This window comes from Paraburkholderia sp. GV068 (assembly GCF_003058125.1).
Lineage (GTDB): Bacteria > Pseudomonadota > Gammaproteobacteria > Burkholderiales > Burkholderiaceae > Paraburkholderia > Paraburkholderia graminis.
Genome location: NZ_QBUB01000001.1, coordinates 508,851 through 522,385, shown reverse-complemented (window position 1 = coordinate 522,385; position 13,535 = coordinate 508,851). Strand labels below are relative to the sequence as shown.

Sequence of the window (13,535 nt, the reverse complement as noted above, 5' to 3'; positions counted from 1 at the left end):
GTCAGTGGCGGGCGCGCACGCCGTGGCACACGGGGAATGATGCCTTAGACGGTCATCGGGTTGGGTTTGGCGGGATCAAGGTTGTACTTCTTGAGCGCCTCGGCGACGACCTTGCGTTCGATCGTGCCCTCGTCTGCCAGTGCATTCAACGCGGCAACCGTGACCCAGTAGCGGTCGACTTCGAAGAAGTGGCGCAGCTTCTCGCGCGTGTCCGAACGGCCATAGCCGTCCGTGCCCAGCACGACGAACTTCTGCGGCACGAACGCGCGAATCTGCTCGGTCAGCGCGCGAACGTAATCGGTCGAGGCAATGACCGGACCAGGCGCGCCCTTCAGCAGCTTCTCGACGTGCGAGAGCTTCTTTTCTTCCGTCGGATGCAGCATGTTCCAGCGCTGCACTTCGTGACCTTCGCGAGCGAGTTCCGTGAAGCTCGGCACGCTCCACAGATCGGCGGCGACGCCCCAGTCGTTCTTCAGCAGGTCGGCGGCGGCGATCACTTCGTTGAAGATCGTGCCCGCGCCCATCAGTTGAACACGCGGCGCTTTCTTGTCAGCGTCGGCTTTGCGGAACGCGTACATGCCCTTGATGATGTCGGCCGCTACATGCTCGCCCTGCGGAATCGCCGGGTGCTCGTAGTTCTCGTTCATCACCGTGATGTAGTAGTACACGTCTTCCTGCTCCGCGACCATGCGGCGCAGGCCGTCCTGCATGATGACCGCGAGTTCGTAACCGAACGTCGGGTCATAGCTGATGCAGTTCGGCACCGACGCGGCCCACAGCAGCGAGTGGCCGTCTTCGTGTTGCAGACCTTCGCCGTTCAGCGTCGTGCGGCCCGCCGTGCCGCCCAGCAGGAAGCCGCGCGAGCGCATGTCGCCCGCGGCCCATGCCAGATCGCCGATGCGCTGGAAGCCGAACATCGAGTAGAAGATGTAGAACGGGATCATGATCTCGCCGTGCGTCGAGTACGACGTCGCGGCTGCGATCCAGTCGGACATGCCGCCGGCTTCGTTGATGCCTTCCTGCAGGATCTGACCGGTTTCCGACTCGCGGTAGAACATGAGCTGGTCGGAATCTTCCGGAATGTACTTCTGGCCGTCCTGATTCCAGATGCCGATCTGACGGAACAGACCTTCCATGCCGAACGTACGCGACTCGTCCGGGACGATCGGCACGATGCGTTTGCCGAGCGCCTTGTCCTTCAGCAGGATGTTGAGAATCCGCACGAACGCCATCGTCGTGGAAATTTCGCGGCCTTCGCCCGTGCCCTTCAGGAGCGGCTCGAATGCCGCAAGTTCCGGCACCGGCAGCGACTCGGCCTTCTGACGGCGCGCCGGCAGATAGCCGCCGAGTTCCTGGCGGCGAGCGCGCATGTACTCGAGTTCCTTCGAACCTTCTTCGAACTTGAGGTACGGCACGTTGACGAGGTCTTCGTCGGAGATCGGCAGACGGAACTGGTCGCGGAATTTCTTCAGCTGCTCCACCTGCATCTTCTTCTGCTGGTGGGTGATGTTCATCGCCTGGCCGGCTTCGCCCATGCCGTAGCCCTTGATCGTCTTCGCGAGGATGACGGTCGGCTGGCCCTTGGTCTGCGTGGCTTCGTGGAACGCGGCGTAGATCTTGTGCGGATCGTGGCCGCCGCGGTTCAGGTTCCACACGTCTTCATCCGACCAGTCGGCGACCAGCGCCTTCAGTTCCGGCGTATTGAAGAAGTGCTCGCGAACGAACGCGCCCGACTCCGACTTGTACGTCTGATATTCGCCGTCGACGACTTCCATCATGCGGCGCATCAGCGCGCCCGACTTGTCGCGCTGGAACAGCGCATCCCAGCGGCTGCCCCACACGACCTTGATGACGTTCCAGCCCGCGCCGCGGAATTCGCTTTCCAGTTCCTGGATGATCTTGCCGTTGCCGCGCACCGGACCGTCGAGGCGCTGCAGGTTGCAGTTGATCACGAACACGAGGTTGTCGAGCCGCTCGCGGCCGGCCATGCCGATCGCGCCGAGCGATTCCGGCTCGTCCGTTTCGCCGTCGCCGAGGAAAGCCCAGACCTTGCGGCCGTCGGTCTTCGCGATGCCGCGCGCCTGCATGTACTTCATGAAGCGCGCCTGATAGATCGCCATGATCGGGCCGAGGCCCATCGAGACGGTCGGGAATTGCCAGAAATCCGGCATCAGCCACGGATGCGGATATGACGAGATGCCCTCGCCGCCCACTTCCTGGCGGAAGTTGTCGAGCTGCTGCTCGGTCAGGCGGCCAAGCAGGAACGCGCGCGAGTAAACACCCGGCGACGAGTGACCCTGCACGAATACGAGGTCGCCACCATGTTCGGGCGACGGCGCGTGCCAGAAGTGGTTGAAGCCGACGTCATACAGCGTGGCCGCCGACGCGAACGACGCGATATGGCCGCCGACGTTGGTGTCCTTGCCCGCGCGCAGCACCATCGCGATGGCGTTCCAGCGCGTGTACGAGCGGATGCGGTGTTCGATGTCCTGGTCGCCGGGAATCTTCGCCTGGCGCGCGACGGGAATCGTGTTGATGTACGGGGTGTTAGCGGAGAACGGCAGATGTTCGCCATGCACGCGGGCGAATTCGATCTGTTTCTCGATCAGGTAGTGCGCACGGTCGGGGCCAACAGCAGAAATCACGCCATCCAGCGCTTCCAGCCATTCGCCGGTTTCCTGGGGATCGTCGTCTTTTTCAGCGGCGACATATTTCATGACTTCGTCGGGTACAGCGGACATGCTCGTCTCCTGGATATAGAGGAACGCTCTTTGAACAGACGACGCGGACGAAGCACGGCCGCGGCAGCTTCGGCCGATTGTAATAAGGGTCCCGACGTCCACGCAACAAAATTTTCGAATTACGAGATCGGCTCTCATAATGCGGAAAATTGTTGCAGCGCAACCTGATTTGACTGCCTTTCCCCGGATACGTCGGCTAGTGTGCGCCGAATAACGGCACTTTCAGTGATTTTTTGCGTGATTTGCTAGCTACGCGCTGCGCTACAATGCCACGCATGTTGACCGAACGGCTTTTCGCTCGATCGGCGCGCAACGCTGGTTCGCCGGCGGATTCGTCGCCGTCCTCCCGCTGGCACCATGGGCCCTGGTGGTCCAATTCCTATTTGCTGACGCCGCTCCTGTCGATCCTGGTGTTCCTGGTCGTCATGAGCCTGATTTTGTGGAGCCTGAACCGGCGCGAGCAGCAGCAGCAGGAAGACACGCTTTACCGCAACGTCGCGTGGGCCCAGCAGCAGATTCGCCTGTCCATGACCGGCGCGCAGGAACAGATCCAGGCGCTCGCGCGCGACCTCGCCGCGGGCCACGCCGATCCGCAGTCGTTCCAGGTGTCTACCACGGACATCATGCAGGGGCATCCCGAAATCCTCTACATGAACTGGTACACGAGCCAGCAGCAGCCGCGCTGGCCCAATACCGCGCTGCCCGTGTTCGGCCAGCGTCTCGCCAAGCCGAACGACACGCAAATGGACGAAGCGGTCAAAGCCGCGTTCGCCGAGGCGCGCAGCACGCGCCGCCAGGTGTATTCGCCGCTCATCTACGACGACCTCGGCAACGGCTACATCACACTGCAAACGCCGGTCTTTCGCGACCGCGAATTTCTCGGGTCGATCGCCGCGGTGTTTTCGGTCGAAGGCATTCTTAAGCACGATATTCCGCCCGAGCTGTCGGCGAAGTACAAGATTTCGATCGTCGACGCGAACAACCGCGAGCTGACCACCACGTCCACGCGTCCGCGCCTGCCGCGCGACATGTTCTACGATCTGCCGCTCGATCCGCCGGGCCAGGGCGTCTCGGTGCGCGTGTACGCGTTCCCGCAGATGACGAACTTCACCAACAACACGCTCGTGTGGCTGGTGGCCGGTTTGTCGTGCTTCGTGTTGTGGAGTTTGTGGAGCTTGTGGAAGCACACGCGGCAGCGCTTCGAGGCGCAGCAGGCGCTCTACGCCGAAGCGTTCTTCCGCCGCGCGATGGAAAACTCCGTGCTCATCGGCATGCGCGTGCTCGACATGCACGGCCGCATCACGCACGTTAATCCCGCGTTTTGCCGCATGACCGGCTGGGACGAAAGCGACCTCGTCGGCAAGACGGCGCCGTTCGCCTACTGGCCGCGCGACGCCTATCCGGAAATGCAGCGCCAGCTCGACATGACGCTGCGCGGCAAGGCGCCGTCGTCGGGATTCGAATTGCGGGTGCGCCGCAAGGACGGCTCCACGTTCCACGCGCGTCTGTATGTATCACCGCTGATCGACAGCTCGGGCCGCCAGACCGGCTGGATGTCGTCGATGACCGACATCACCGAGCCGAAGCGCGCGCGCGAGGAACTCGCCGCCGCGCATGAGCGCTTCACCACCGTGCTCGAAAGTCTCGACGCGGCCGTGTCCGTGCTCGCCGCCGACGAAGCCGAACTGCTGTTCGCCAACCGCTACTACCGGCATCTGTTCGGCATCCGCCCGGACGGTCATCTGGAATTGGCGGGCGGCGGGTTCGATAGCGCACAGGCGTCGTCGGATTCGATCGATATGGTGGACACATACGCGGGACTGCCCGCCGCGGCGTTGACCGAAAGCACGGCCGACGCGCAGGAAATCTACGTGCAAAGCATCCAGAAGTGGTTCGAAGTGCGCCGTCAGTACATCCAGTGGGTGGACGGCCACCTCGCGCAGATGCAGATCGCAACCGACATCACCACGCGCAAGCAGGCGCAGGAACTGTCGCGCCAGCAGGACGAAAAGCTGCAGTTCACGAGCCGTCTGATGACGATGGGCGAAATGGCGTCGTCGCTCGCACACGAACTGAATCAGCCGCTCGCCGCCATCAATAACTATTGCTCCGGAACCGTTGCGCTGGTTAAATCCGGTCGGACGACGCCTGACAATCTGCTGCCCGTGCTCGAAAAAACCGCACAGCAGGCAGTGCGCGCCGGCATGATCATCAAGCGCATTCGCGAGTTCGTGAAACGCAGCGAGCCGAAGCGCCAGGCGACGCGCGTCGCGGACATCGTCGCGGACGCCGTGGGTCTCGCCGAAATCGAAGTGCGCAAGCGGCGCATTCGCATCGTCACCGACATGCGCTCGCGGCTGCCCGTCATTTACGTCGACCCCGTGCTGATCGAGCAGGTGCTGGTCAACCTGTTGAAGAACGGCGCCGAGGCGATGGCGGAAGCGCGGCCCAACGCGGTCGATCCGGTGATCCGCGTCGTCGTGCGGCTGGAGGGCGGCTTTGTCAACATCAGCGTCGTGGATCAGGGCCCGGGCGTCGACGAAGCAACCGCCGAGCGGCTGTTCGAACCGTTTTACAGCACCAAGTCCGACGGCATGGGCATGGGGCTGAACATTTGCCGTTCGATTATCGAATCGCACCGCGGTCGTCTGTGGGTGGTCAACAACGTCGAGTCAGACGGCCACATCACAGGCGCCACGTTCCATTGCAGTCTGCCTATTGGAGAGCCTGACGGCCCGAGCAACGGCGGGTCAGAGGCGCCGACACCACAAACCGTTACGGGAGAGCTATGAACAGCCCAGTCACCACACAGGAAACTGTCTTTGTCGTCGACGACGACGAGGCCGTGCGAGATTCGCTGCGCTGGCTGCTGGAGGCGAACGGCTACCGCGTGCAGTGCTTCTCCAGCGCCGAGCAGTTTATCGACGCATGGCAGCCGCATCAGCATCCGGGCCAGATTGCCTGCCTGATTCTCGATGTGCGGATGTCCGGCATGAGCGGACTGGAACTGCAGGAACGCCTGATCGCCGACAACGCGTCGCTGCCGATCATCTTCGTGACGGGTCATGGCGATGTGCCGATGGCCGTGTCCACGATGAAAAAAGGCGCGATGGACTTCATCGAAAAGCCGTTCGACGAAGCCGAGCTGCGCAAGCTGGTCGAGCGCATGCTCGACAAGGCGCGCAGCGAAAGCACCAGCGTGCAGCAGCAGCGCGCCGCCGCCGAGCGCCTGGGCAAGCTGACCGCGCGCGAGCATCAGGTGCTGGAGCGCATCATCGCGGGCCGCCTGAACAAGCAGATCGCCGACGACCTCGGCATCAGCATCAAGACGGTCGAAGCGCATCGCGCGAACATCATGGAAAAGCTCAACGTGAACACGGTCGCCGATCTGCTGCGACTCGCGCTGTCGAACAAACCGCAACCGGCGCAATAAATACTGGCAAGCGTCGGCGGCGCGTCCGGCAGTTGCCGCGGCGCGCCGTGTGGCATTCGTCATCGGCCGGACTGTCCAGTCCGGCTCTTCTCCGCTATCTCTTCTGTCTGCTCGCCTCGGCGCGAGCCGTCCGCTAACGCGGACGTCGTCGGCTTGCCCGCGCGCACGCCGGTATAATGACGGACTTTGCAGCGACGCCTATCTCCGATTAGCGTCGCGCGCTTTTCATGTGCCGACCCGTTGCTGCTGAAAAACGCCATCGCGCGCGGCACGCGCTGCTCCGCTTTCCATACTGCCCCTCTCGACCGACCATGACTGCCAAACTGATCGACGGCCTCGCCCTCTCCAAGACACTGCGCGCCGACGTCGCCGCACGCGCCGCCGCGCTGACCGCCCGCGGCCATCAGCCGGGGCTCGCTGTCGTGCTCGTCGGCGACAATCCGGCCAGCGAAGTCTACGTGCGCAACAAGGTCAAGGCGTGCCACGACAATGGTCTGGGCTCGTCGCTCGACCGTTATCCGGCGGACCTGTCCGAAGCCGAACTGCTCGAGCGTATCGACGAACTCAATCGCGACCCGCTGATCCACGGCATTCTCGTGCAACTGCCGCTGCCGCCGCATATCGACAGCCACAAGGTGATCGAGGCGATCGCGCCCGAGAAGGACGTGGACGGCTTTCACGTCGCCAACGCGGGCGCGCTGCTGACCGGCAAGCCGCTGTTCCGTCCGTGCACGCCGTACGGCGTGATGAAGATGCTCGCCGCCTATGAGATTCCGCTGCAAGGCGCGAACGCGGTGGTGATCGGCCGCTCGAACATCGTCGGCAAGCCGATGGCGCTGCTGCTGCTCGAAGCGGGCGCGACGGTCACGATCTGCCACAGCAAGACGCGCGATCTCGCCGCGCACACGCGCAATGCCGACATCGTGGTCGCGGCCACCGGCCTGCGCAACCTCGTCACCGCCGACATGGTGAAGCCGGGCGCGGCCGTGATCGACGTCGGCATGAATCGCGACGAGGCCGGCAAGCTGTGCGGCGACGTCGATTTCGCGGGCGTCAAGGAAGTGGCCGGCTACATCACGCCGGTGCCGGGCGGCGTCGGTCCGATGACCATCACGATGCTGCTCGTAAATACGATCGAAGCCGCGGAGCGCGAGGCAGCGAAGAAGGCCTGAAGGAAAAAAGGAAAGCGCTGGGCAACTGCCAGCCCCGCGCTTTCAACTCGCTACGCAACCCCGGTTTGACTGCTGCTTTCATATCGGCGTGAGTCGAGGTTTTGTCCGGCTCGTTATGACTCACGCTCGTCTGCGTCCCCGCCCTGCTTCTCCTCGCACCTCAGTCTCACTCCATCACCCTTCGAATCCAACGCTTGCTGCATGACCGTCAGCGCACGGTTTCGCGCGCGCCCCGCTCGCTCGCCGGCCGCGCGTCGGCACGCACCGCACGCGGGCGCGCGAGGCGAGCGCGGCACCACATCAGCACCGGCCGTTCGACACAGTGCCACGACAGCGCGGCGCACAGCACGATAAACGGCGCGGCGATCAGCACCGCCGTCACATGACTCAATTGCGGCGCGATACTCGCCACGCATTGCTGCACCATGAAGCCATACAGATAGATGCCGTACGAGTAGTCATGGCGCGGCACGAAACGCCGCAACAACGGCGTCGTGCCGACCCACAGCACGCCATACACAATAGCCAGATAGAACAACGGCTGCGCGCCCGCCGTATCGCGAAACACCAGAAAAACCATCGTCAACGCGAGCGTCATCAGACCGTGAATGTCGATCCGCTCGCGCAAGCCATACAGCAGCACGCCGAGCATGAAGAACGGCTCCGGCCAGAACGAATAGCCGCCGGGCGTGTCGCTGAAGTCGCGCAAGCCGATCTGCACGAGCGGCAGCGAATGCGGCGTCAGATGCGGCGGCAAATGAACGCGCAGCACGAAGGCGGCGATGCCGAGCGCCGCGGCGAGCAATGCGCCGCGCGGGCTCGACAGCAGACCGAGCATGCCCGCCGCGAGCACGATCAGATAGCAGCGCACTTGCAGCGGAAGCGTCCATAGCGGACTGCTGACGTCGACGGGAAAGCGGTTGTGTTCGAACACGCCGGGCAGCGCCCAGCCGGTGTTCATCACGATGGTGGAAAAGTTGTCGAGGTTCGACCACGTCATACCGGAGCTGAAATACTCGCGCAGCGGCAGCGTCGTGAACAACGGCCCGACGATGAACACCGTCACCAGCGAGCCGAGCGCCACTGCCGGCCACAGACGCGCGATGCGCAGCACCGCAAAGCGCGGCGCCGAGCGTTGACGGTCGAAGCTCGCGGTCACGAGCATGCCGCTCAACAGGAAGAACGCGTAGACGCCGAGCGCGCCGAAGCCGTCGAAACCGAGCGCGTTGTGGACCCAGTCGCTCGAGCCGTCCGGCGCCTGCAGCAGATACGAATGGCCATACACGACGGCCACGGCGGCGACAAGCCGCACCAGGTCGAAATTGTTGCCGTTGCGCGATAGAGCGTGCGAAAGCGGGTGCATCGATACCTCTGGGAGAAAGCGTCGGAAAGCGTCAACTGAAGTGCTGAGCCGCCACTCGGCAGTCAAGCGACGGACGCATCAGCATGCGGCGCGGCGCCGTTTGACACAGTTCGCTTTCGCACAGAAGCGCCGCGCGCCGCGACATCTGGTAATTTGTATGCCTGCCCCAATACTATGGATGTCAGGTGCGATGGGGCGCCGCCGCGCGCACGCCGCCCAGCACCGGTTAAAGTAACCGTTAGTCATCAACCGTTCACCCGCGTCAGACAGGAAGCCTCATGTCCACTACCGTCTCGAATCACGACAACCCGCTCCTCGATTTCTCCGACCTGCCGCGCTTTGGCGAAATCCGCCCCGAACACGTCACGCCCGCGCTCGATGTGCTGCTCGCCGATGCAGCGGCCGCAGTCGAGCGCGCCGCTTTGCCGGTTACACCCGCTTCGTGGGCCGATGTCGTCGAGCCCGTCGAGCGCGCGACCGAACCGCTGTCGCGCGCATGGAGCGTCGTCGGTCATCTGAACGCTGTTGCCGATACGCCCGAACTGCGTGCCGTGTATGGCGAAAACCTGCCGCGCGTGACCGAGTTCTGGTCGAGCGTCGGGCAGAATCTTGCGCTGTACGAGAAGTACAAGACGCTGAACGCAAGCGACGAATTCGCCGCGCTCAGCAGTGAGCGCCAGAAGATTCTCAGCAACGCGCTGCGCGATTTCCGTCTGTCCGGCGCCGAATTGCCCGAGGACCAGAAGCCGCATTTCGCCGAATTGCAGGAGAAGCAGGCGGCGCTCTCGAAGGCGTTTTCCGATCACGTGCTCGATGCGACGAACGCTTATGCGTATGTCGTCGAAGCCGGCAACGAAGCGGCACTCGCCGGTCTGCCTGAAGACGTGATCGAAGCCGCGAAAGAAGCGGCTGAGCGCGACGGCAAGACCGGCTACAAATTCACGCTGCATTTCCCGTCGTACTTCCCGGTCATGCAGTACTCGGAGAACCGTCCGATGCGCGAGGCGATGTACCGCGCGTATGTGACGCGCGCGTCGGAACTCGGTCCGCAATACGGCAACGGCAAGCCCGAGTGGGACAACACGTCGGTGCTCGCGGAACAGTTGAAACTGCGCGCGGAAGAAGCGCACATGCTCGGCTACAACAATTTCGCCGAAGTCTCGCTCGCGCCGAAAATGGCGGAATCGCCGGAACAGGTCATGAGCTTCCTCGAGGACCTCGCCACGCGCGCGCGTCCGCATGCGGAGCAGGACTGGAAGGAACTGCGCGAATTCGCGGCGAATGAACTCGGCCTGAGCGACCTGCAACCGTGGGACATGACGTTTGCCGCCGAGCGCCTGCGTCAGAAGCGCTATTCGTTTTCTGAGAACGAAGTGAAGCAGTATTTCCCGGAGGACGCTGTTTTCAAGGGCCTTTTTAAAGTCACCGAGACTTTGTTCGGCGTGCGTATCCGCCGCGACGAAGCCGCTGTGTGGCATCCGGACGTGCGCTTTTTCCGCGTCGAGAATCAGGACGGCGGCCTCGTCGCACAGTTCTACCTCGACCTGTACGCACGCGAAGGCAAACGCGGCGGCGCCTGGATGGACGACGCGCGCGGCCGTCACAAGCATACGCACGGCGGCGTGCAAACGCCGGTCGCGTATCTGACCTGCAACTTCTCGGCGCCGGTCGGCGGCAAGCCTGCATGCTTCACGCACGACGAAGTCATCACGCTCTTCCACGAGTTTGGGCACGGGCTGCATCACATGCTGACGCGCGTCGATGAACTCGGCGTGTCCGGCATCAACGGCGTCGAGTGGGACGCGGTCGAACTGCCGTCGCAGTTCATGGAGAACTTCTGCTGGGAGTGGGACGTGCTCTCCGACATGACCTCGCACGTCGAAACGGCGCAGCCGCTGCCGCGCGAACTGTTCGACAAGATGCTTGCCGCGAAGAATTTCCAGAGCGGGCTCGGCACGTTGCGGCAGATCGTGTTCTCGATGTTCGACATGCAGTTGCATACCGGCTTCGACGCAACCGGGACGAAGAACGCGACGCAACTCGCGAGCGAGATCAACGAGCGTTTTCATGTCGTGCCGCAAGCGCCCTTCTCGCGTTGGCCGAACACGTTCAGCCACGTTTTCGCGGGCGGTTATGCGGCGGGCTACTACAGCTACAAGTGGGCCGAGGTGCTGTCCGCCGACGCGTATGCGGCATTCGAGGAAGCCGCGCAATCGGCGAGCGGCAGTGTGCTCGATCAGGCAACCGGCATGCGCTATCGCAAGGAGATTCTCGAAGTGGGCGGCAGCCGCCCGGCGATGGAGTCGTTCAAGGCGTTCCGCGGACGCGAGCCGAACATCGACGCGCTGCTGCGGCATAACGGCATGACGCCTGCCGCCGCGCACTGAATGGATGGTGTCGTGATGCGATGAAAAGCCGGTGTTCCGCACAATGCGGACACCGGCTTTTTTGCTGGCTGCGTACGGCGGTCAGGTCAGTCGCGATGCAGCTTGAAGTCCACTTCCGAAGGACGTCCTTCGAGCGACAGCGCCGCGCGCGCCGCCGGTGCGCGGCTCACCACCTTGCCGCGGCTGATCACCGCCAGCCGCGCCGCGCGCAGGCGGATCGCTTCCACCGGATCGCGCGCGTCGAGCAGCACGAGGTTGGCGGCGCAGCCCGGCGCGACACCGTAGTCTTCCAGACCGAGAATGCGCGCGCCGTTCACCGTGACCGCGTCGAAGCACGCGTGCATGCCTTCGACGCCCGTCATCTGCGCGACGTGCAAGCCCATGTGCGCGACTTCGAGCATGTCGCCCGAGCCGAGGCTGTACCACGGGTCCATCACGCAATCGTGGCCGAACGCGACGTTGATGCCCGCCGCCATCATCTCCGGCACGCGCGTCATGCCGCGCCGCTTCGGATATGTGTCGCTGCGTCCCTGCAACGTGATGTTGATGAGCGGATTGGCAATCGCCGATACACCCGACTCGCGCATCAGCGGCAACAGCTTGCTCACGTAGTAGTTGTCCATCGAATGCATCGACGTGAGATGCGAACCGGTGACGCGCCCATGCAAGCCGAGGCGCTGCGTTTCGGCGGCGAGCGTTTCGATGTGGCGCGACATCGGATCGTCGGATTCGTCGCAGTGCATGTCCACTCGCAAGCCCTGCTCGGCCGCGTACTCGCACAACATGCGCACGGACTGCGCGCCGTCGGCCATCGTGCGTTCGAAATGCGGAATGCCGCCGACCACGTCGACGCCCATTGCAATCGACCGCTTCAGGTTTTCGAAAGCGCCGGCACTGCGCAGCACGCCGTCTTGCGGAAACGCCACGAGTTGCAGGTCCAGATACGGCGCGACACGGCGCTTCACTTCGACGAGCGCCTCGACGGCGAGCAGACGCGGATCGCACACATCGACGTGACTGCGGATCGCCAGCAGCCCGCGCGCGACCGCCCAGTCGCAGTACTGCATCGCGCGTTCGATCAGCGCCTCCTGCGTGAGATGCGGCTTGAGTTCGCCCCACAGCGCGATGCCTTCGAGCAGCGTGCCCGACGCGTTCACGCGTGGCAAACCGTAGGACAGCGTTGCGTCCATATGGAAATGCGGATCGACGAAAGGCGGCGTGACGAGCGAGCCGGCCGCGTCGAATTCCTCGCGCGCGACGGCGGCCAGATTCGCTTCCACCGCGACGATGCGCCCCGCTTCGATGCCGATGTCGACCGTGTGCTTGGGTTGCGGCGCGACGCGTGGCGGCAGCATCGCGCGGCGGATGATCAGGTCCATATCTCGCTCCTTTTTTGTGTCGGCGTTCGCGTCGTGATTCATGACGATTCTATCGGCGTCAGAAAGGCCGCGCCGGTTTTGTACGCGCTTAAATTGGGATCCCCGTACCGGCCGACGGCGAGCAATCCGTACCGGCAACCCGCGGCACGGCGCACCTATACTCGGTTCACGTTATGGCGTTGTTCATTGAGGAGCGTGCGGATGAAGACGATAGGTGTGATCGGCGGCATGAGTTGGGAATCTTCCGCCGAGTATTACAGGCTGCTCAACCGTCACGCGAAGGCGCGCCTCGGCGGTCATCACAACGCGCGCAGCCTGATGCTGACGGTGGACTTCGCGCCCATCGAAGCGAATCAGCGCGCGGGCGACTGGCACGCGCTCGGCGAACAGATGGCCGATGCGGCGCGTCAACTCGAACGCGGCGGCGCCGGGCTCGTGATGCTTGCGACCAACACGATGCATCGCGTGTATGAGTCGATCGAGCGCGCCATTCATGTGCCGTTCCTGCATATCGCCGATCCGACCGGCAACGCGCTGCGCGCGGCGGGCGTCGAACGAGTCGGTTTGCTCGGCACGCGCTATACGATGGAGCAGGCTTTTTACACGGGACGGCTGCGCGAGCGCTACGGCCTTGAAACGCTGGTGCCGGAAGAAGCGCAACGCGCGGACGTGCACCGCATCATCTACGATGAGCTGTGTCACGGCAACGTGAAGAGCGAGTCGCGCGCGACATATCAAGGCGTGATCGAATCGCTGGCCGCGCGCGGCGCGCAGGCGGTGATTCTCGGCTGCACCGAGATTACGTTGCTGATCAAGGCGGAAGATTCCGTGCTGCCCGTGTTCGATACGACGGCGTTGCATGCGCAAGCGGCGGTGGAGTGGGCGATTGGGGGCGATGAGGCGATTGCGGATGACTGACAGCAAATGAAAAAGCCCGCGTGGCTTGCGCCAGCGGGCTTTCAATAATGCCTGGTTGCGGGGGTAGGATTTGAACCTACGACCTTCGGGTTATGAGCCCGACGAGCTGCCAGACTGCTCCACCCCGCGTCAGAGAAAAAGA

The 13,535-nt window shown here is 63.5% G+C and carries 8 protein-coding genes and 1 tRNA gene; 5 read left to right on the top strand and 4 right to left on the bottom strand.

Features of this window, described 5'->3' with window-relative positions:
- Window positions 1–44 precede the first annotated feature (44 nt).
- Entirely contained in the window at window positions 45–2,741 is a 2,697-nt protein-coding gene (aceE, locus tag C8K18_RS02355; RefSeq protein ID WP_006051256.1) for a pyruvate dehydrogenase (acetyl-transferring), homodimeric type, read from the bottom strand.
- Between the two features lie 275 nt (window positions 2,742–3,016).
- Here aceE and fixL point away from each other — a divergent pair, with 275 nt between their 5' ends.
- The 3 genes from fixL to folD all read left to right on the top strand — a co-directional run bounded on the left by fixL (window position 3,017) and on the right by folD (window position 7,346).
- Window positions 3,017–5,533: an oxygen sensor histidine kinase FixL gene (gene fixL / locus C8K18_RS02350; protein ID WP_006051255.1), complete on the top strand. Its 2,517-nt coding sequence runs from the start codon at window positions 3,017–3,019 to the stop codon at window positions 5,531–5,533.
- Window positions 5,530–6,174 (top strand): oxygen response regulator transcription factor FixJ, encoded by a 645-nt coding sequence (fixJ, locus tag C8K18_RS02345; protein WP_006051254.1) that lies wholly within the window; start codon window positions 5,530–5,532, stop codon window positions 6,172–6,174. Before fixL ends, fixJ begins: the two co-directional genes overlap by 4 nt.
- 311 nt (window positions 6,175–6,485) lie before the next feature.
- The gene (folD, locus tag C8K18_RS02340) at window positions 6,486–7,346 is read left to right on the top strand and encodes a bifunctional methylenetetrahydrofolate dehydrogenase/methenyltetrahydrofolate cyclohydrolase FolD (protein WP_006051253.1); all 861 of its coding nucleotides are present in this window, start codon (window positions 6,486–6,488) and stop codon (window positions 7,344–7,346) included.
- 208 nt (window positions 7,347–7,554) lie between these two features.
- Here the strand turns inward: folD and C8K18_RS02335 are convergent, their stop codons facing one another.
- A complete protein-coding gene (locus tag C8K18_RS02335) occupies window positions 7,555–8,709 on the bottom strand; it encodes an acyltransferase (protein ID WP_107706549.1) in 1,155 nt (384 codons plus the stop codon).
- A gap of 278 nt (window positions 8,710–8,987) precedes the next feature.
- On the opposite strand from C8K18_RS02335, the gene C8K18_RS02330 reads away from it, so the two are divergent.
- Window positions 8,988–11,096, top strand: a complete 2,109-nt coding sequence (locus C8K18_RS02330; protein WP_107706548.1) for a M3 family metallopeptidase — start codon at window positions 8,988–8,990, stop codon at window positions 11,094–11,096.
- Between the two features lie 86 nt (window positions 11,097–11,182).
- Here C8K18_RS02330 and C8K18_RS02325 read toward each other — a convergent pair whose 3' ends face one another.
- On the bottom strand, window positions 11,183–12,475 hold the full coding sequence (locus C8K18_RS02325; RefSeq protein WP_107706547.1) for an amidohydrolase family protein: 1,293 nt from the start codon (window positions 12,473–12,475) through the stop codon (window positions 11,183–11,185).
- A gap of 201 nt (window positions 12,476–12,676) precedes the next feature.
- Between C8K18_RS02325 and C8K18_RS02320 the strand changes: the two genes are divergently transcribed.
- Window positions 12,677–13,393: an aspartate/glutamate racemase family protein gene (locus tag C8K18_RS02320; protein WP_107706546.1), complete on the top strand. Its 717-nt coding sequence runs from the start codon at window positions 12,677–12,679 to the stop codon at window positions 13,391–13,393.
- 52 nt (window positions 13,394–13,445) lie between these two features.
- On the opposite strand, the gene C8K18_RS02315 is transcribed toward C8K18_RS02320, so the two are convergent.
- Window positions 13,446–13,522: transfer RNA gene (locus C8K18_RS02315), tRNA-Met, on the bottom strand.
- Between the last annotated feature and the right edge of the window lie 13 nt (window positions 13,523–13,535).